Here is a 19,667-nt window from a genome sequence, read left to right on the forward strand (position 1 = left end):
GACGATTTGATGAGGGAAATTGCCGCGGCGCGGACGGTGACGGTCGCCGATTATATGGCGGCGGCGAACGCGCATTATTATGCGACGCGCGACCCGCTCGGCGCCGCGGGCGATTTCACCACGGCGCCCGAAATCAGCCAGATGTTCGGCGAAATGGTCGGCATCTGGATCGCCGACCTGTGGACCCGTGCGGGCGGCCCCGCCTTTCATTATGTCGAACTGGGGCCGGGGCGCGGCACACTCGCCGCCGACGCGCTGCGCACCGCCGCCCGCTTCGACTGCAAGCCGCAGGGCCTCCACCTCGTCGAGACGAGCCCCGCGCTGCGCGCGGCGCAATCGGCGCGCCTGCCGGACGCAGAGCATCATGACGAGATCGACAGCCTGCCGGACGACCTGCCGCTGATCGTCATCGCCAATGAATTTTTCGACGCGCTGCCCGTCCATCAATATGTGGCAACGAAGGACGGCTGGCGCGAGCGCATCGTCGTGCGTGGGGGCAACAGCATAACTGCTGCTCCGGACACGGTTCCAGCCGACGAGGCCATACCGCCAGCGCTGCGCGACCGCACCGAAGGCACGATCGTCGAAACCGCGCCCGCCGCCGCCGCGGTGATCCATCGGTGCAGCGCGAGGCTCGCACGGCAGGGCGGTGCGCTGCTCGCAATCGACTATGGCTATTGCGGCCCCGCCACCGGCGACACGCTGCAGGCGGTAAAGGCGCATCGTTTCGCCGATCCCTTCGCCGATCCGGGCGAGGTCGACCTGACCGCCCATGTCGACTTCGCGGCGCTTGCCCATGCCGCGCGGCGCCCCGGCACGAACGTCTTCGGCCCCGTTGATCAGGGCGCGTGGTTGCAGGCGATGGGCATCGACGCCCGCTTGCAGACGTTGGTCGCTGCCTCGCCCGCACGCGCGGGCGATTTGCAGAGACAGCGCGACCGGCTGGTCGCGGGTGATCAGATGGGAACATTGTTCCAGGCGATGGCGCTGACCGGCGCCGGCTGGCCGCAGCCCGCCGGATTCGATAGTTCGGGAGAGATTGCATGACCGACGTCACGCTCGCCACCGCTGCCGACGCCGACGCGCTGTCGCGCTTTGCCGAAGCCGCCTTCGTGCAGACCTTCGGTCATATCTACGATCCCGCCGACCTGGCGAGCTTTCTCGCGGACTGGAATCCGCCCGAGAAACTGCGCGCGCAGATCGCCGATCCCGCGATGGTAGTCGCGCTCGTCCGCGGCGCCGACGAGGCGATCCTCGGCTATATCAAGCTTGGCCCCATCGATTTCGATCTGCCCGATGGGCAGCCGGCGGAGGGCGCGACCGAACTCCACCAGCTTTATGTCGCCGCCGAAGCCAAAGGGACGGGCGTTGCCGCGGCGCTGATGCAATGGGGCATCGACTGGGCGCGCCAAAGGGCATCGATCCTCTATCTGTCGGTCTTCACCGAGAACCCGCGCGCGCAGGCTTTTTACCGCCGCTATGGCTTCGTCGATGTCGGCCGCAACGCATTCCGCGTCGGCAATCATATCGACGAAGACCGGATCTGGAGGCTCGACCTGTGACCCCGCCTTTCACCACCGCCGCCCCGCTCGCCGGGGTCGCGCACGGATTTTTCGGACGGCGCGGCGGCATGTCGACCGGCGACCTTGCCTCGCTCAACTGCGGCGTCGGATCGGGCGACGATGCCGCGCTGATTGCGGAAAATCGCCGCCGCGTCGGCGCCACCGTGCTGCCCGGCGCTACTCTGACAGGGCTTTATCAGGTGCATGGCAATCGCTGCCATATCGTCGATGCGGACAGCGACCTTGCCGCCCGACCCGAAGCCGACGCGCTGGCGACGCGCACGCCGGGCATCTTGCTCGGCATCCTCACTGCCGATTGCGTCCCGGTGCTGTTTGCCGATCGCTCGGCCGGCGTCGTCGCGGCGGCCCATGCCGGGTGGAAAGGCGCAATCGCGGGGGTCACCGACGCGGCGCTCGGCGCGATGGAAAGCCTCGGCGCGCGGCGCAGAAATGTCGTCGCCGCGATCGGCCCCTGTATCGGCCGCGCGTCCTATGAGGTCGATGACAGTTTCGTGCAGCGCTTCGTCACCGACGATCCCGCCAACGAACGCTTCTTCGCGGCCGGCAAGCCGGGACACGCCATGTTCGACATCGCCGCCTATGTCGCGGCGCGCCTCGCGGCCGCGGGCGTCGCCAAGGTTGCCATCGGCGGGCAGGACACCTACGCCGAAGCAGAGGAATATTTCAGCTATCGCCGCGCCTGCCATAAAAGCGAGAACAGCTATGGCCGGCAGCTTTCGGTGATCGGATTGGGGGACGGATGACGCGCACGCGCCTGCTCGGGCTGATCGGCGGCTTGCTGGCTTTCGTCGCGATGCTGGCGCTGCCGGCCCCCGCGGGCATGGAACCGACGGCGTGGCGCGTTGCGGCGCTGACCGTCCTGATGGCAATCTGGTGGATGACCGAAGCGATGCCGCTGACCGTCACCGCACTCCTTCCCTTCCTGACCGTCCCGGCCTTCGGGGTGATGGACGCCAATGCCATCGCCAAGGAATATTATTCGCCGATCCTGTTTCTGATCCTGGGCGGTGCCTTCCTCGCACTCGCGATCGAGCGCGTCGGGCTGCACCGCCGGCTCGCACTGGCGCTGCTCAAGCGCGCGTCGCCGACCGCGACCGGGCTGCTCTTCGCCTTCATGGCGGCGACCGCGCTGCTCAGCATGTTCATTTCCAACACGTCGACCGCGCTCATCATGGTGCCGATCGCGCTGGCGGTCGTCGGAGCCGCCGGCGCCCGCGAGGGCGATACCGAGGGTTTCCCCGGCGCCGTGATGATGGGGATTGCCTTCGCCGCTTCGCTCGGCGGACTGGGCACATTGGTCGGCAGCCCGACCAACGCCATCGCCGCGGGCCTGATCGAGCGGACGCTCGGGCTGCACATATCCTTCCTCGACTGGGCGATTTATGGCGTGCCGGTGGTGCTTGTGTCGGTGCCCTTTGCGATGATCGTCCTTGCGCGGGTGCAGCGGCTTGCCGAGCATCCGTTCGACGGGCGCGCGGCGGCGGCCGCGCTCGGCAACCAGGCAATCTGGTCGACCGCCGAGCGGCGCGTCGTGCCCGTGTTTCTGCTCGTGCTGATCGCCTGGGTGATGCAGCCCTGGCTCGAACCGCTGTTCCCGAAGGGCGCGCTGACCGACGGCACCGTCGCGGTGGCGGGCAGCCTGCTGCTGTTCGTCGTGCCCGACGGCACCGGCCGACCGCTGCTCGTCTGGAAGGAAGCCGATCGCGCGCCCTGGGGCGTCATCATGATGTTCGGTGGCGGGCTTGCCCTCGCTGCCGCAATCACCGAGAGCGGACTTGCTGCCTGGCTGGGCGCGGTTCTCGCACCGCTCGGTTCGATCCCGACAATCCTCCTTGCGGCGGTGATTGTCGCGCTGACGATCCTGATCACCGAATTCGCCAGCAATGTCGCAACGGCGAGCGGCATCATGCCCGTGCTCGCCGCGCTGATCGCGGCCACCGGCACTGATCCCGTCCTCCTTGCCCTGCCCGTCGCGATGGCGGCAAGCTGGGGCTTCATGCTGCCATCGGGAACGGGCCCCAACGCGCTTGCCTGGGCGACGGGCAACATCGCTCTGCCGCGTATGCTCAAGGCGGGGCTGGCGCTCGATCTGCTCGGCGTACCGCTGCTCATCGGCATTATCTGGGCCATCGCCGCGCTTGCCTGACCCGGCTGACCGCGAACCGGTTTCAATCGTAACCAGCCTTGCTATAGCTGCGTGATCATTTTCAGGAGCATGTCATGGCCACGCGCGGCAAGAACAAGGCGAATATCGAAGCAGTCGGCGGCAAGAAGCTGACCCCCGCGACGCAGATGATGGGGCACGGCTATGACCCTTTTCTGTCCGAAGGCGCGCTGAAGCCGCCGATCTTCCTGACCTCGACCTTCGCGTTCGAAAGCGCAGCGGCGGGCAAGCGCTTCTTCGAACATATCACCGGCAAACGACAGGGGCCCGCCGATGGCCTTGTCTATTCGCGCTTCAACGGCCCCAATCAGGAAATCGTCGAGGACCGGCTGGCGCTGTGGGACGGCGCCGACGATGCGCTCGTCTTTTCAAGCGGTATGTCGGCGATCGCGACGCTGATGCTGGCGCTCGTCGGACAGAATGACGTGGTCGTCCATTCGGGGCCGCTCTATGCCGCGACCGAGACGCTGATCGCGCGCATCCTCTCGCGCTTCGGCGTCGGCTTCGTCGATTTTCCGGCCGGCGCGACGCGCGAGCAGATCGACGACGTGCTCGCCCGCGCCCAGGCGCTCGCCGACGAAAAGGGCGGCAAGGTCGCGCTCGTCTATCTCGAAAGCCCGGCCAACCCGACCAACGCGCTCGTCGATGTCGAGGCGGTGCGCGGCGCACGCGATGCCGCCTTCCCCGGCGACCACAAGCCCGCGATCGCGATCGACAACACCTTCCTCGGCCCGCTCTGGCAACAGCCGCTCAAGCAGGGCGCCGAACTCGTCGTCTACAGCCTGACCAAATATGCTGGCGGTCATTCGGACCTGGTCGCGGGCGGCGTGGCGGGCGATCAGCGGCTGATCGACATCATCCGGCCGATGCGGAACACGATCGGCACCATCTGCGATCCCAACACGGCGTGGATGCTGCTGCGCAGCCTCGAGACGCTCGAACTGCGCATGAGCCGGGCGGGCGAGAATGCGCTGAAGGTCTGCACCTTCCTGCGCGATCATCCCAAGGTCGAAGGACTAGGCTATCTCGGCTTCATTGCCGACCCGCGCCAGCAGGACATCTTCGACCGCCACTGCAGCGGCGCGGGATCGACCTTCTCGCTGTTCATCAAGGGCGGTGAGGAAGAGAGCTTCCGCTTTCTCGACGCGCTCAAGATCGCGAAGCTCGCGGTCAGCCTCGGCGGCACCGAAACGCTCGCGAGCCATCCGGCGGCGATGACGCATCTGTCGGTCCCCGACGAACGCAAGAAAGCGTTGGGCATCACCGACAATCTCGTCCGCATCTCTATCGGGATCGAGGATGCCGACGATCTGATCGCCGACTTCGCGCAGGCACTGGACGCGGTCTGAGCGGAAGCGAGGCAAGCCCTCCCGCACCGCCGGGAGGGCTATGTCTTCTGCCGCCAGTCGACGACGGCCCATCCCCGCTGCGGCGCCAGCTTCTTCAGCGCGCGCGACGGCGTCGTCGCCACCGCCTCGTCGGCGAAGCCCAGCATCGGATGATCGGAGACGTGATCCGAATAGGCGCGGATGTGCGCGTCTTCGCGGGTGATGGCATTATCGGCGAGCCATTCGCCGATGCGCGCGAACTTGGCCGCGCCATAGCAATTGTCGCCCGCCAGCCGCGCGTGGATATGATCGGCGCCGTCGGGTGCGTCGAGGCGGGTCGCCAGCACATCGTCGATGCCCAGCCGCCGCGCGATCGCATCGACATAGAGATGGAAGGACGCGGTCGCGAGGAGGACGCGGTAACCCGCCGCGCGGTCGGCCGCGATCTGGTCGAGCGCCGCCGCGTGCACGCCGCGCGCAATGACCTGATCGGCATAGCTTTCAGCGAGCGGAGCGATCTCGGCGCGGTTGAAACTCTTTCCGACCAGCAGCCGCAGATTGATCGCCTTCAGCCGCGACCGGTCGATCAGGCGCAAGGAATAGGCAGCGGCGGCAAGCGCCACCAGCGGCAGCAACAGCAGCCGCCATTGCTGGCGCCGCCGCGCAACGTGCATCAGAAAGCCGCTATACGTCCCCGACCGCGTGATCGTGCGGTCCATGTCGTACATCGCAACACGATGCGCATAGTCGCGGACGGGATCGAGCGTCGGAACCTCCATACTCCCGCTATAACCGCGCGCCCACCGCCGGCCAAGAGCGCAGCCTGCCGCAAGCGCGGCCAATTCGCTTGCCGTGCCCTGGCAAATAATCCAATGTCGCCCGCGTCATGGCGGTTTGGGCGGACTTCGAAACGAACGATGGCGCTGACGGCGCAGAGGTCCGCTTCTCGGGCCGGTTGACGCTCGCCCGGATGGGCGACCTGCCGCAGCGGCTCGACGAGCTTGGACCGATTTCGCTCCTCGATCTTTCAAATATTACCCGCATCGACACCGTCGGGGCGTGGATCGTGACGCGCACGATGCATCGCCACGACGCGAAGGTCGTCGGCGCGAGCCAGGATGCGCAGCGGCTGCTCGACGCGCTGGCGAACGACACCAGCGAGTATCGCATCCATGGCGACCGGCGCCCTGCCTGGGTGCGTATGCTCGAACAGCTCGGCACCGCAAGTGTGGCGATCTGGAACGAACTGCTTGGCATCATCGGCTTTTTCGGCGCGATGGTCGTCGCGCTGTTCAACCAGATCCGCGCCCGCCGCGCGATCCGCTGGAATGCGATCGTCACGCGGTTCCAGACCGTCGGCGTCGACGCGCTGCCCATCATCGGGCTGATGAGCTTCCTGATCGGCATCGTCATCGCGCAGCAGGGATCGGTGCAGCTCAAGCAATTCGGGCTCGAAGTGTTCACGATCAACCTCGTCGGCCGTGCGTCGATCCGCGAGCTGGGATTGCTGATGACCGCGATCATGGTCGCCGGCCGGTCGGGTTCGGCCTTCGCCGCGCAAATCGGAACGATGAAGCTGACCGAGGAAGTCGATGCGATGCGCACGATCGGCGTGTCGCCGATGGAGGCGATCGTCCTGCCGCGTGTCGCGGCGTCGACGATCACCATGCCGCTGCTCGGCTTTTATGCCAGCATCTGCGCGATCATCGGAGGCGGCATCTTCTGCTGGGTCGGGCTGGAAATCCCGCCGCTGACCTATGTCCAGCGCATCCGTGAAATCATCCCGATGACCGATTTCTGGATCATGCTGATCAAGGCACCGGTTTTCGGCATCCTGATCGGCGTCACCGGCTGTTACGAAGGGATGCAGGTGCGCCAGAATGCCGAGCAAGTCGGCAAGCGGACGACCTCGGCGGTTGTCGCCGCCATCTTCCTCGTCATCGTTCTCGACGCCTTTTTCGCCGTTTTCTTCACCTCGCTGGGCTGGAACTGATGGCCGAGCTGATCGAACCAGAAAAATTCGACATTGCGATCAAGGTGCGCGGGCTGTGCAACCAGTTCGGCGATGCGGTGATCCACGAAGACCTCGATCTCGACGTGCGGTCGGGCGAGATATTGGGAGTCGTCGGCGGATCGGGCACTGGCAAGTCGGTGCTGATGCGGTCGATCATCGGGCTGCAGATCCCGACCGCGGGCGAGGTCGAAGTCTATGGCAAGACGCTCGACACGATCGTCGACGAAGAGGAATCGCGCGACCTGCGCCGTCGCTGGGGCGTGATGTTCCAGGGCGGCGCGCTGTTCTCGACCCTCACCGTTGCGGAGAATATCCAGGTGCCGCTGCGCGAGTTCTATCCGCGCATGGACTCAGAGCTGCTCGACGAAATCGCGGCCTACAAGGTCGCGATGGTCGGCCTGCCAAACGATGCCGGCCCCAAATATCCGGCCGAGCTGTCGGGCGGCATGGTCAAGCGTGCGGGGCTGGCGCGGGCGCTGGCGCTCGATCCGGCGCTGCTGTTCCTCGACGAACCGACCGCGGGGCTCGACCCGATCGGCGCCGCGAAGTTCGACGAGCTGATCCGCGAACTGGCCGACACGATGGGGCTGACCGTGTTCCTGATCACCCACGACCTCGATTCGCTCTACGCGACCTGCGACCGGGTCGCGGTGCTGGCCGAGAAAAAAGTGATCGCGGTCGGCACGATTCCGGAACTTCTTGCCACCGAGCATCCTTGGATACAGGAATATTTCAACGGACCGCGCGGACGCGCCGCCTCTGGGAGCAACGACGCGCTGACGCGGGCAGATAGGAAGAGCTGATGGAAACGCGGTCGAACAATGTTCTGGTCGGGGCCTTCGTCCTGCTGTTCACCGTTGCGCTCGCGCTGTTCGTGGTCTGGCTGGCGAACGACAGCGGCGGCAAGCGTCAGGAATATGATATATTTTTCAAACAGTCTGTCGACGGATTGAACAAAGGCGCACAGGTGCAATTCTCCGGTGTCCCCGTCGGCCAGGTGCGGCAGATCGCGCTGTGGCCCGACGATCCGCAATTCGTCCGCGTGCGTATCGAAGTCGACGAGCATGTGCCGGTGCTGCAGGGGACGACCGCGGCGCTGGAAGGCGTCGGCTTCACCGGCGTATCGCAAATCTCGCTAGACGGCGCGGTCAAGGGCGCGCCGCCGATCGCCGACAAGGGCCCCGCCGGCAAACCGGTCATCCCGACGCGCGTCGGTGGGCTCGGTGAACTGCTCAACACCGCGCCGCAGCTTCTCCAGCGCCTGTCGACGCTGACCGAGCGGCTGGCCGAACTGGCCGACGACAAGAATCAGGCGAGCTTCGCGGCGATCCTGAAGAATGTCGAGCAATCGACCGCGATCCTCGCGCGCAACGGACCGGCGATCGAAGCCGCGCTCGCCGACACGCGCGTTGCGATCCAGCAGACGGGGACCGCGGCCGAACAGATCGGCAATCTTGCCGCCGCGACGCAGGGCACGATCGACCGCAATGTCGATCCTGCGATGCGCAATCTGCGCGACACGCTCGCCTCCGCAAACAAGTCGATGCAGACGCTCGAATCGGCGATTTCGGACGCCCGGCCCGGCCTCAAGACCTTCAGCGAAACGACGATCCCCGAAGCGAATGCGCTGATCCGCGACCTGCGCCGCACCTCCTCCTCGCTTTCGAGCCTGACCGACAAGCTCGATCAGCAAGGCGCGGGCGCGGTGCTCGGCGGCAGCAAGCTGCCCGATTACAAGAAATGAGGATGACGACCGCCATGCCCCACCCGCTTCGCCGTCTTCGCACCCCCGCGCTGCTCGCGCTGGGCGCGCTGTCGCTCTCGGCCTGTGTCAGTTTCGGCGGCAAGGCGCCGCCCTTTCTGCTCACGCTCGATTCCGATGTCGCCCCGGTCGTCGGCGAGGCGCGCTCGGCGGGCGAAGCGCAGACGCTGACGATCCTGATCCCGAATGCGCCGCAAAAGCTGCGCACCACGCGCATCCCCGTGCAGCAGGACGATGCGAGCGTCGCCTATGTCAAGGACGCCCAGTGGGTCGAGGCGCCGCAGCGCCTGTTCCAGCGGCTCCTGTCGGAAACCGTCGCGGCAAAAACCCCGCTGGTTGTGCTCGACGAAGGTCAGTATCTGACCGCACCGGGCGAACAGCTTGCCAGCCAGCTGCTCGAATTCGGCGTCGATGCGCGCACCAACGAAGCGGTCGTCTCGCTCCAGGCGATGCGCGTCGCGGCGGGCGGCAAGACGGTGACGCAGCGCCGCTTCGAGGTGCGCGAACCGATCGGCGGCAAGATCGAGGCAAAGCCGGTCGGCGAGGCGCTGACCCGCGCCGCCAACAAGGTCGCTACCGACGTCGCCGCTTGGCTCGCCGGCTGACGCGGGCCGCGCCGGCTCGCGGCCGCTCCGCTCTTGCGCTTTGCGCTCCTGCCCCTTAGGGGCGAGCCGCGGCCGCGATAGCCGCCTCTTTCGCGCATCGCCTCTTTCGGGTTTCCGGCGTGCGCCTCCCGCACGAGCCCGCCTGACGAAAGGACTCGCGCATGGGATGGTTCATCCTGGCAATCGCCGTTTTCACCGAAATTTGCTGGGCACTCAGCCTGAAATGGGCTGCAACGCTGGGCACGTGGCAGGCCTCGACGGTGCCGATCGCGCTCAGCTTCCTCAACATGGCGCTGCTCGCCTTTGCGATGCGCGAGATTTCAGCCGGCACCGCCTATGCAATCTGGACCGGCCTCGGCGCGGTCGGCGTCATCATCGGCGGTATCGTCCTGTTCGGCGAAAAAATCGGCACCGTGCAGATCGGCTTCATGGCGCTGATCGTGATCGGCGTCGTCGGCACGAAGCTGTCGGCGCCGGCCTGATCGCTCAGCCCAGCAAGCTCTTCGACGCCTGCTCGGTCGTGTCGCGCGACAGGCCAGGCTGGGCGAGGATGCGTTCGAGTTCGGCGCGCATCATCGCGGCGCGCGCCTCGTCGAAGCGCTTCCACCGCCCGAGCGGCGGGATCATTCGCGCCGCGGTCTGCGGATTGCGCGGATCGAGCGCGATGACAAGGTCGGCGATCAGCCGATAGCCCGCGCCATCGGCCTGATGAAAGGCCGCCTGATTGCCCGTGAACGCCCCATAAAGCGATCGCACCCGGTTCGGATTGGACAGGGTGAAATCGGGATGCTCGGCCAGCTGGCGCACCGCCTCCACCGTGTCGGGGCGCATCGACCAGGCCTGCACCTGAAACCATTTGTCGAGCACGAGCGGATTGTCGCGGTAGCGCTGATAGAAGATGTCGAGCGCATGGGCGCGTTCGTCGCTGTCGCCATTCGCGAGCGTCGCCAGCGCCGCCTGACGCTCGGTCATGCCGTCGGCATCCGAAAACACCCCGAAGACAAGCGCCGGGATATCGGCGATCCCCGTCGCGGCAAGATAGGCGAGCGCGACGCCGCGCAGGCGCCGTTCGCCCTTGGCGTGCGGCGACAGGTCGGTCGCCGGCGGTGCCTTGCCCGCCAGTATCGCGCGCCATTCCTCCTCGAGCGCGCGGCCGATCGCGGCCTGCAGCGCCAGCCGTTCGCGGCGGATTGCGTCGGGATCGACGGTGAGCATCTGGTCGCCGATGAACGCCTCGCTGGGCAGCAGCACCGCCTCGGCAACGAAGGCCGGATCTTCGCCGCGCCCACGCAACGTCTGCGCCACCGCATCGACCACCGCCCGATGATCGACTTCATTCCCCGCCGCTGCCGCGACAAGCGTGTCGAGCATGAGCTGCTGCAAGGCTTCGTAGCGCGCGAAGGGGTCGTCATCATGCGCCGCAAGCCAGGCGAGTTCCCCCTGCGCGCGATCGAAATCGACGATGACCGGTGCCGAAAAGCCGCGGTTGACCGACAAGGCAGGGCGCCCGTCGAAGGCGCCGAGCGCGATCCGCTGCGTCGCACCGGTGAGCGTCACCAGCGTATCGGGCAGCGATGCACCGCCGCTTCTATCGAAGGCCGCGATACGCAGCGGCATCATCATCGGCAGTTTTTCGGGCTGGCCGGGGGTCGGCGGCACGGTCTGCACCACATCGAGCGCCCATTGCCCCTGATCCTCTGAAAGCGTCAGCTTGAGCCGCGGCGTCCCCGCCTGTTCGTACCAGCGGCGGAACTGGGTCAGGTCGATCGACCCGCCCTCCTCCATCGCGCGCACGAAATCCTCGCACGTCGCGGCCTCGCCATCGTGGCGGTCGAAATAGAGGTCGGTGCCGGCGCGGAAGCGCTGCGGACCGAGCAGGGTCGCCATCATCCGGATGATCTCTGCGCCCTTGTTATAAACGGTCGCCGTGTAGAAGTTGCTGATCTCCTGATAGCTGTCGGGCCGGATCGGGTGCGCAAGCGGCCCCGCATCCTCCGGAAACTGCGCCGCGCGGAGCAGGCGGACATCCTCGATCCGCTTGACCGGTGCAGATCCCATGTCCGCCGAAAAGCTCTGGTCGCGATAGACGGTGAAGCCTTCTTTCAGGCTGAGCTGGAACCAGTCGCGACAGGTGACGCGATTGCCCGACCAATTGTGAAAATATTCGTGCGCGACCACCCCCTGTACCCCGTCATAGTCGAGGTCGGTCGCGGTGTCGGGATCGGCCAGGATATAGCGGGTGTTGAAGATGTTGAGGCCCTTGTTCTCCATCGCCCCCATGTTGAAATCGCTGACCGCGACGATGTTGAACAGGTCGAGGTCATATTCGCGGCCATAGACGCGCTCGTCCCACGCCATGCTGTCCTTGAGCGCCTGCATCGCGTGGCCGGTGCGGCCCTCGTCGCCCGCGCGCACCCAGATGCCCAGTTCGACCTTGCGCCCCGACATGGTGGTAAAGCTGTCGCGGTTGACGACAAGATCGCCCGCGACGAGCGCGAAAAGATAGGAAGGTTTCGGCCAGGGATCTTCCCACAAAGCCCAATGGCTGCCGTCGTCACCCGCACCCTTTGCAACGCAATTGCCGTTCGACAGCAGGATGGGAAAGGCCGTCTTGTCGCCCGCCATCCGCACCTTGTAGCGGCTGAGGACATCGGGACGGTCGGGATGGAAGGTGATCCGCCGGAACCCCTCGGCCTCGCACTGGGTGCAGAGCATGCCGTTCGAGGCATAAAGGCCCATGAGCTGGGTATTGGCCGTGGGATCGATCGCGGTATCGACCTCGACGATAGCGCGGGCCCGGTCGCCGAGATCGACGATCAGGTCGGGGCCCTCCATATGCCAATCGTTCCAGCTTTCGCCATCGACGCGCACCGCGAGCGGGGTCAGGCCGTCGCCGCGCAGCGTCAGCGGCGCCGGCGCATCGGCATGGCGCACGACCGACAGCGCCGCACCGACGCGCGTCGTGTCAAGGCCGAGTGCGAAATCGAGCGCGATGTCGGGCACCTGCCATTCGGGCGGGCGATAATCGCTGCGGTGGATGGTGACGGGCGGAACGGGGGAGGAAGAAGCGTCGGTCATAATGCGGGTCTAGGCTTGCGCCGCGCGCCGCGCAATAAGGGCGGCGATGGGACATATGCTGATTTTCGGAATGGGCTATGCGGCGGGCCATATCGCCGACCGGTTGCGCGCGCGCGGGTGGGAGGTGAGCGGGACGACGCGCGACGGACGCGGCGACAGCATCGCCTTCGCCGACGAGGCCGCGGTGCTGGGCGCGCTGCGATCGGCGACGCATATCCTGTCGTCGGTTCCCCCGGCGGACGGCACCGACCCGGTGCTCGCCCGCTATGGCGAGGCGGTGGCGCTCGCGCCGGCGGCCTGGACCGGATATCTTTCCTCGACAGGCGTTTATGGCGATACCGGCGGCGCGTGGGTCGACGAAAGCGCACCGGTGAAGGGCCGCCGTCCCGACCGCAACGCCGCCGATGCGGCGTGGGCCGCGCTGCGCGGCGACATGTGCGTCTTTCGGCTGCCGGGCATCTATGGTCCCGGCCGCAGCATCCTCGATCGTATCCGCGAAGGCCGCGCGCACCGGATCGATTTACCCGACCAGGTTTTCAGCCGCGTCCATGTCGACGATATCGCGGGCGGCGTGATCGCCGCCTTCCGCGGCCCGGCGGGCGTCTACAACCTCGCCGACGATGCGCCCTGTCACCAGAACCGCCTCGTCGAATGGGGCTGCGCGCTGCTGGGGGCGCCGCTGCCGCCGCTGCAGTCGCTCGACGCCGCCGGCCTGTCGCCCGCGGCGCGTGCCTTCTATGCCGAGAATCGCCGCGTTGCGAACGGCAAGGCGAAACGGCAGCTGGGGTGGATTCCGCGCTACCCGAGTTTTCGCGAGGGACTGGCGGCCTGTCTTTAAGCCAGCGGCTCCACCCTTCGAGGGGCGACGGTCAAATCCAGATATCGATCGCGTGGATCAAAACGCCCACCAGTCCGCCGACCAGCGTGCCGTTGATGCGGATATATTGCAGATCGTCGCCCACGGCATTCTCCAGCCTGTCGGTGATCGTCTTCGCATCCCAGCCGCGGATCGTGTCCGACACCAGCTTCAGCGCCGTCTCGCCATAGCTGTCGACCGCGCCGACGACGGCGCGGCGGGCGTAGCGGTTGAGCGTGCGTTTGATCGCCTGGTCCTCGCCCAGCATCGCGCCGAACTGCGTCACCAGCTCGCCGATCCGGCCCGCGAGCATCGTCTCGGGATCGCGCGCCGCGCGCAGCAAGGCGCCCCGCCCCTGTTCCCACAATCCGTCGAGCCAGCGCTTGACCGCCGGGTTATCGAGCAGTTCGTCGCGCACCCGCGCAACCTTTTCCTGCATTTCCGGGTCATGCTGCAGATCGAGCGCCAGCTTTGCGAGCCCCTCTTCGACGCGGATGCGGATCGGATGGGTTTCATCGACCGCCATTTCGCTGAGCAGCTTCGACAGGCCGGCGACGATGCGGTTCGAAATGCTCTCGTCGAGGCCGGTGAAGCGGACGATGGCCCCCGAATTGTCGTGGACCATCTGGTGGATCAGATGCTCGTTGAGGTCGAGCGTCTTCGACCCCCATTTGACCATCGCATCGAGCAACGGTTGATGCCGCCCCTCGGCCAGCGCCGCCTGCAACGCCTGCCCGAGCAGCGGCGCGACGTCGAGTTCGCGCAGCCGGTCCGCGATCGCCGATTTGACCATGCCGCCGAGCCGCTGCTGATCGAGCGCGCCGAGCCCGTCGGCGATAATTCGCGACGCGCCGAGCCTCAGCCGCCCGCCGCCCTCGGCAGGCTGCGAGAGGAATTTGCCGACCGCGCCCGCAACATCGACCGTCTGCATCTTGCGCGCGATCAGGCGCGGCAACAGGAAATTGGTGAGTAGAAAGCGCGCCAGCGTGTCGCCGATGCGATTCTTGTTACGCGGCACGATCGCGGTGTGCGGAATCGGCAGCCCCATCGGGTGACGGAACAGCGCGGTCACGGCAAACCAGTCGGCCAGCCCGCCGACCATCGCCGCTTCGGCAAAGGCGCGGACGAAGCCGACCGCAGGATGCACATCCTGATAATATTTCGCGGTCACGAAGACCGCAGCCATGAAGAGCAGCAGTCCGGTTGCCACAATGCGGACATTGATGCCGCCGGTCGGAACGGCGACGCCCACTCCGGCGGGGTGGGCGCGCCTGCTTTCGGTCGGGGGCGATACGCTGGTCATGCCGTTCAAATGGGGCAGCCCGCCAAAGGTTGCAACCGACGGACCGCGCGCGCGGTCGCCGGTCGCGTCCGGTTACTCGGCGGGCTGCGGCGCGGCATCGCCGTGCGGCCGCGTATCGTCGCCCTTCTTGTAGGTGAGCAGATTGCTCGAGAAGAAGCGGCCGAGGCGCTTTTCGATGCTGTCGGCCAGACTGAAGCCTGCGGGCACGATCAGCAGCGTCAGCATCGTCGACAGGATCAGGCCGCCGATGACGACGACGCCCATCGGCGCGCGCCATGCACCGTCACCCGACAGCGACAGCGCCGTCGGCACCATGCCCGCGACCATCGCGACGGTCGTCATGATGATCGGCTGCGCACGCTTGCGCCCTGCATCGACGAGGGCCTCGACCTTGCCGATCCCCTTGTCCATTTCCTCGATCGCGAAATCGACGAGCAGGATCGAGTTTTTGGCGACGATCCCCAGCAGCATCAGCAGGCCGATATAGACGGGCATCGAGATCGGCATCCCGGTCACGAGCAGGCCGAGCAACCCGCCGAGCGGTGCCAGCAGCAGCGACGACATGTTGACCAGCGGCGACAGGAAGCGGCGATAGAGCAGCACGAGCGTCGAGAACACGAGCATCAGGCCCGACACGACCGCGATCAGGAAGTTCTTGATCAGCTCGGCCTGCCACTTCTGGTCGCCCTGGATGACCTTGCGGATGCCCTGCGGCATGTTCTTGACCGCGGGCAGCGCATCGATCTTTTGCTGCGCATTGCCCGTGACAAGGCCGGGCGCAAGGTCCGCCCCGATGACGATACGCCGCGTCTGATTGTAGCGACGCAATTCGGTCGGACCGGCGCCGAAGCCGATTTCTGCCACCGATTTCAGCGGCACGGTCGTCCCGCGCGAGGTCGGCACCGGCAGATTCTCGATCGTCGCGAGGCTGCGGCGCGAATCTTCTGACAGCAGCACGCGGATCGGAATCTGGCGATCGGACAGCGAGAATTTCGCCGCATTCTGATCGATATCGCCCAGCGTCGCGATGCGGATCGTCTGGCTGAGCGCCGCGGTGGTCACGCCGAGCTCGGCGGCCAGATCCATGCGCGGATTGACGATGATCTCGGGCCGCGGAATGTCGCCCTCGATCCGCGGCGCGCGCAGTTCCTTGAGCTTGCTCATTTCGTCGACGATCTTGAGCGCGTGCTTTTCCAGCGCGACCGGATCGTCGCCGCCGATTATCATCGTGATGTCGCGGCCCGAAAAGCCGCCCGACTGGCTCTGGAACGACACGCGCGCATCGGGAATCGCCGTCAGCTTCGGCTGCAGGCTGCGTTCCCATTCGACGCTGCTGATATCGCGGTCCTTCTTGAGCGTCAGGAAGGCATTGCCGCCGCCGACATTGACGTCGAAAAAGGCGGTATCGACGGCGGGGCTTGCGCTGAGGATCGACGAAACCTGGTTCGCGATATGCTCGCTCTGCGCCAGCGTCGATCCCGGCGGCAGTTCATATTTGATCTGGCTGTAATCGCTGTTGATCGTCGGCTGGAACTGCTGCGGCAGCGTGGCGAACAGGACGATGCTCAGCACGAAGGCCGCGGCGCCGATGCCGACGATCCACACGCGGTGATCGAACAGCCGTGCCCAGGCGCGCTGCAGCATGAACTTGGCCCAGCCGGTAAAGGCCCATTGGCGCATACCGACAAACCAGGCGAGCGCACCGAGCAAGATCGCAAGCAAGCTGGTCGCAAGGAAGACGATCACGGTCAGCGCCGGCGTGCGCAGCAGGAAATAGAGCGCGGTATTCGGCGCATCCTGACCGACCGGCACCGGCTGGAAATAGGCGTAGGCCGAATAGAGGACGAAGATGCCCGACAGGATCAGGGGAACAGCGAGGAAGGCGAGCCGGGTCGGAACCGCTTCGTAGCGGGCGCGCACCGCGTGATGCTTGCCATTGTCGAGCGTCCAACGCAGCACGCGCTCGTAACGATCGATCCACGGCCCTTCGGCGTGCGCCTGTTCGCCGTGCGCGGCCAGGAAATAGGCCGCGATCATCGGCGTTATCATACGCGCGACGGCAAGGCTCATCAGCACCGCGAACACCACGGTCATCCCGAACTGGATGAAGAACTGGCCCGAGATGCCGGGCATCAACGCGACGGGCAGGAAGACCGCGACGATCGACATCGTCGTCGCCACAACCGCGAGGCCGATTTCGTCGGCGGCGTCGATCGAAGCCTGATAGGCCGTCTTGCCCATACGCATATGTCGGACGATATTCTCGATCTCGACGATCGCGTCGTCGACCAGCACCCCGGCGACAAGGCTGAGCGCCAGCAGCGACAGGCTGTTGAGCGAAAAGCCCATCAGATCCATGAACCAGAAGGTCGGAATGGCCGACAGCGGGATCGCCATCGCGCTGATCATCGTGGCGCGCCAGTCGCGCAGGAACAGGAAGACGACGACGACGGCGAGCACCGCGCCTTCGATCATCGCGGCCATCGAGCTGCGATATTGTTCCTTCGTATATTCGGTGCGGGTGAAGAGGATCTTGAACTTCACCTTGGGGTTGTTCTTCTCGATCTCCGCCAGCTTTTTCATCGCCTCGTCATGGACGCTGACGTCGGACGAGCCCTTCGCCTTTTCGATCGAGAAGGACAGCACCTGACGGCCGTTGATCTTCGCCAGATTACGCTGTTCGGCATAACCGTCGGTCACCTTGGCCACGTCGGAAAGCTGGATCGTCCGGCCGTTGCCGATCGAAATGCGCGTTTCGCCGAGCTGGAATGCATTCTGCGCGTTGCCGAGGACGCGGACCGCCTGTTCCGACCCGGCAATTTCGGTGCGCCCGCCCGCCGCGTTCAGATTGACCTGACGGAGCTGCTGGTTCACCTGGCTCGCGGTCAGGCCATAGCTCTGCATCCGCGCGGGATCGAGGATCACGCGGATTTCGCGGTCGACCCCGCCCGAACGGCGCACCTGGCTCATGCCCGGGACCGACAGCAGCTCTTTAGCCACGGTATTGTCGACGAACCACGACAATTGCTCGAGCGTCATGTCGGTCGCCTCGACCGAGAAATAGGTGATCGGACCGCCGGCGATATCGACACGGATCACCTGCGGCTCGAGAATCCCGTCGGGCAGATTGCTGCGAATCTGCGAAATCGCCTGATTGACGTCATTATAGGCGCGGTCGATCGGTGTCCCGATCGCAAATTGCACCATCGTACGGCTGCTGCCTTCGCTGACATAGGAGGACAATTCGTCGACGCCGCTGACGCTGCGCACCGCAGCTTCGACGCGCTGCGTCACCTGCGTTTCGAGTTCCGCTGGCGCAGCGCCCGGCTGCGCGACGATGACCTGCACCGCCGGGAATTCGATATCGGGATTGTCGTTGACGTCCATCCGGTTGAAGCTGACGATCCCCGCCAGCAGCAGCAGCGCGAACAGGACGATCGGCGGCACCGGATTGCGGATGCACCAGGCGGAGATGTTGCGAAAGCTCATGATTCAAACGCCCTTGTGCGCAGTCGGTCCGGGGAGAGGCTTATTGCGACGATTTCTGGATCGTCGGCTTCACCTTGTCGCCGACGTTGAGGAAGGCGCCCGCCAGCACGACGACCTTTTCGTTGCCGGTCAGACCCGACGCGATCGACACGCCGCCATCGGTGACGGTGCCGACCTTGACCGGGCGCCGTTCGATCTTGTCGTCCTTGCCGACGATCAGGACATAATTGCCCTCGGGACCGCTCTGCACCGCGCTTTCGGGAAGCAGAGGCGCCTCGGCCGAACCCGAGACCAGGCGGGCGTCGGCGAAGCCGCCGGGACGCAGAGCATCGCTGTAGGGGACGGCAATGCGCACGGTGCCCTGCCGCGTGTCGGGATTGACGACCGGCGACACCTGCCACACCTGTCCGGCAATCTGCAGATTGGTGCCGACCGGGGTCACGGTCGCGCGCGTTCCGGAGCGGACACGCTGGAGATCGCCCTCGGCCAGTTGCGCGAGCATTTCCATCTCGCCGCCCTTGGCCATGCGGAACAGCACGCCGCTGCCGGCGCCGACGACCTGACCCGGTTCGACCTGGCGCGTAAGCACCAGACCCGCCGCAGGCGCGACGATGTTCAGACGGCCGTTGCGCGCAACGGCTTCCTTATACTGCGCCTCGGCAACGCGAACCCGCGCATTCGCGGAGTCGCGCGTCGCGCGCTTGCGGTCGAGATCCGCCTTGGAGATGAAGCCTCGGCTGATCAGCGCTTCGGCGCGATCGAGCTCGGATTGCGCCAGATCGGCGTCCGCCCTGGCGACGCGGATCGATGCGGAAAGGCTTGCGGCCTGCTGCGCCTGCACCGAGCGGTCGATCACCGCGAGCGTCTGGCCCGCGCCGACCCACTGACCGGGTTCGACCAGAACCCTGACGACCTGGCCGCCCTCGCCCGCGACACCGACCGGCATCTCGCGCCGTGCGGCGATGGTGCCATTGGCGGCGATGACCGCTTCGACCGACTGTCGGCCCGGGATCATCACCGTCACGGTCGGCGTGCTGGCGCCCGCAGCGGCGCCCGCGGCGCCGCCCGAGGCCGCGCCGTCGCCGGCCTTGCCCGAACCGAACGCAAACCAGGCGACGGCAAGCACGATCGCGGTCAACACCAGCGCGACGATCAGGATCGTACGCTTGCGGCGATTGTCCGCCTCTTCGTAAAAGCTTTGGGTCGAACCCGCCAGGCTATCCATCGAATCCACTTTCCGCTCGTAGTTCACATCGAACTCCCCATCCCTCCGCGCCGGCGTGTGCCGCAGCCGTCAACGACGACCGCCCCCTCTTCCGAACGGCAGGACAAATATGTCGAAGGTGTATTACCCTATTACATCACCACATACAAGAGGCGATTGAGCCCGTGCACACCCCGCACACAGCTGCGCGCGACTAGGCGAAATCATCCGTCTTTTCCAGCGTTTATGCCCATGAAAAAGGGCGGCCTGCTGCCGCAGAC

The 19,667-nt window shown here is 66.1% G+C and carries 16 protein-coding genes; 11 read left to right on the plus strand and 5 right to left on the minus strand.

What is annotated here, in order from left to right; all coding sequences use genetic code 11:
- Positions 1 to 9 precede the first annotated feature (9 nt).
- From ACT17R_RS13780 to ACT17R_RS13800, 5 genes are all read left to right on the plus strand, one after another.
- The gene (locus ACT17R_RS13780; RefSeq protein WP_062902011.1) at positions 10 to 1,047 is read left to right on the plus strand and encodes a class I SAM-dependent methyltransferase; all 1,038 of its coding nucleotides are present in this window, start codon (positions 10 to 12) and stop codon (positions 1,045 to 1,047) included.
- A complete protein-coding gene (locus ACT17R_RS13785) occupies positions 1,044 to 1,562 on the plus strand; it encodes a GNAT family N-acetyltransferase (RefSeq protein WP_062902010.1) in 519 nt (172 codons plus the stop codon). Before ACT17R_RS13780 ends, ACT17R_RS13785 begins: the two co-directional genes overlap by 4 nt.
- Positions 1,559 to 2,326 carry a peptidoglycan editing factor PgeF gene (gene pgeF / locus ACT17R_RS13790; RefSeq protein WP_062902009.1) on the plus strand — a complete coding sequence of 256 codons (768 nt, stop codon included), beginning with the start codon at positions 1,559 to 1,561 and terminating at the stop codon, positions 2,324 to 2,326. The genes ACT17R_RS13785 and pgeF overlap by 4 nt, the downstream gene beginning before the upstream one ends.
- A complete protein-coding gene (locus ACT17R_RS13795) occupies positions 2,323 to 3,729 on the plus strand; it encodes an SLC13 family permease (RefSeq protein ID WP_058812904.1) in 1,407 nt (468 codons plus the stop codon). Before pgeF ends, ACT17R_RS13795 begins: the two co-directional genes overlap by 4 nt.
- 74 nt (positions 3,730 to 3,803) lie before the next feature.
- Positions 3,804 to 5,096: a cystathionine gamma-synthase family protein gene (locus tag ACT17R_RS13800; protein WP_003049223.1), complete on the plus strand. Its 1,293-nt coding sequence runs from the start codon at positions 3,804 to 3,806 to the stop codon at positions 5,094 to 5,096.
- Positions 5,097 to 5,134: 38 nt separating this feature from the next.
- Here ACT17R_RS13800 and ACT17R_RS13805 read toward each other — a convergent pair whose 3' ends face one another.
- Complete coding sequence (locus ACT17R_RS13805; RefSeq protein ID WP_003049220.1) at positions 5,135 to 5,854, minus strand: HAD family hydrolase; 720 nt, start codon at positions 5,852 to 5,854, stop codon at positions 5,135 to 5,137.
- A gap of 107 nt (positions 5,855 to 5,961) precedes the next feature.
- Between ACT17R_RS13805 and ACT17R_RS13810 the strand changes: the two genes are divergently transcribed.
- The 5 genes from ACT17R_RS13810 (at position 5,962) to ACT17R_RS13830 (ending at position 9,938) form a co-directional block, all read left to right on the plus strand.
- Positions 5,962 to 7,068 carry an ABC transporter permease gene (locus ACT17R_RS13810; protein WP_003049217.1) on the plus strand — a complete coding sequence of 369 codons (1,107 nt, stop codon included), beginning with the start codon at positions 5,962 to 5,964 and terminating at the stop codon, positions 7,066 to 7,068.
- The gene (locus ACT17R_RS13815; RefSeq protein WP_003049215.1) at positions 7,068 to 7,892 is read left to right on the plus strand and encodes an ABC transporter ATP-binding protein; all 825 of its coding nucleotides are present in this window, start codon (positions 7,068 to 7,070) and stop codon (positions 7,890 to 7,892) included. The genes ACT17R_RS13810 and ACT17R_RS13815 overlap by 1 nt, the downstream gene beginning before the upstream one ends.
- Complete coding sequence (locus tag ACT17R_RS13820; protein ID WP_003049211.1) at positions 7,892 to 8,833, plus strand: MlaD family protein; 942 nt, start codon at positions 7,892 to 7,894, stop codon at positions 8,831 to 8,833. Before ACT17R_RS13815 ends, ACT17R_RS13820 begins: the two co-directional genes overlap by 1 nt.
- A gap of 14 nt (positions 8,834 to 8,847) precedes the next feature.
- Positions 8,848 to 9,456 carry an ABC-type transport auxiliary lipoprotein family protein gene (locus ACT17R_RS13825; RefSeq protein WP_444809615.1) on the plus strand — a complete coding sequence of 203 codons (609 nt, stop codon included), beginning with the start codon at positions 8,848 to 8,850 and terminating at the stop codon, positions 9,454 to 9,456.
- Positions 9,457 to 9,617: 161 nt separating this feature from the next.
- On the plus strand, positions 9,618 to 9,938 hold the full coding sequence (locus tag ACT17R_RS13830; protein WP_003049205.1) for a DMT family transporter: 321 nt from the start codon (positions 9,618 to 9,620) through the stop codon (positions 9,936 to 9,938).
- Between the two features lie 4 nt (positions 9,939 to 9,942).
- On the opposite strand, the gene pepN is transcribed toward ACT17R_RS13830, so the two are convergent.
- Positions 9,943 to 12,534, minus strand: coding sequence for an aminopeptidase N (gene pepN / locus ACT17R_RS13835; protein WP_444809616.1), 2,592 nt, complete (start codon positions 12,532 to 12,534; stop codon positions 9,943 to 9,945).
- A gap of 46 nt (positions 12,535 to 12,580) precedes the next feature.
- On the opposite strand from pepN, the gene ACT17R_RS13840 reads away from it, so the two are divergent.
- Positions 12,581 to 13,372: an SDR family NAD(P)-dependent oxidoreductase gene (locus ACT17R_RS13840; RefSeq protein WP_444809617.1), complete on the plus strand. Its 792-nt coding sequence runs from the start codon at positions 12,581 to 12,583 to the stop codon at positions 13,370 to 13,372.
- 31 nt (positions 13,373 to 13,403) lie between these two features.
- Here ACT17R_RS13840 and ACT17R_RS13845 read toward each other — a convergent pair whose 3' ends face one another.
- From ACT17R_RS13845 to ACT17R_RS13855, 3 genes are all read right to left on the minus strand, one after another.
- A complete protein-coding gene (locus tag ACT17R_RS13845) occupies positions 13,404 to 14,693 on the minus strand; it encodes a DUF445 domain-containing protein (RefSeq protein WP_234179420.1) in 1,290 nt (429 codons plus the stop codon).
- A 72-nt stretch (positions 14,694 to 14,765) separates the two neighbouring features.
- A complete protein-coding gene (locus ACT17R_RS13850) occupies positions 14,766 to 18,182 on the minus strand; it encodes an efflux RND transporter permease subunit (protein WP_444809618.1) in 3,417 nt (1,138 codons plus the stop codon).
- A gap of 40 nt (positions 18,183 to 18,222) precedes the next feature.
- Positions 18,223 to 19,407, minus strand: a complete 1,185-nt coding sequence (locus tag ACT17R_RS13855; RefSeq protein WP_058812898.1) for an efflux RND transporter periplasmic adaptor subunit — start codon at positions 19,405 to 19,407, stop codon at positions 18,223 to 18,225.
- Positions 19,408 to 19,667 lie beyond the last annotated feature (260 nt).

The sequence above is a fragment of the Sphingopyxis sp. Q841 genome (assembly GCF_052384365.1).
In the GTDB taxonomy this organism is placed as follows: Bacteria; Pseudomonadota; Alphaproteobacteria; order Sphingomonadales; family Sphingomonadaceae; genus Sphingopyxis; species Sphingopyxis terrae_A.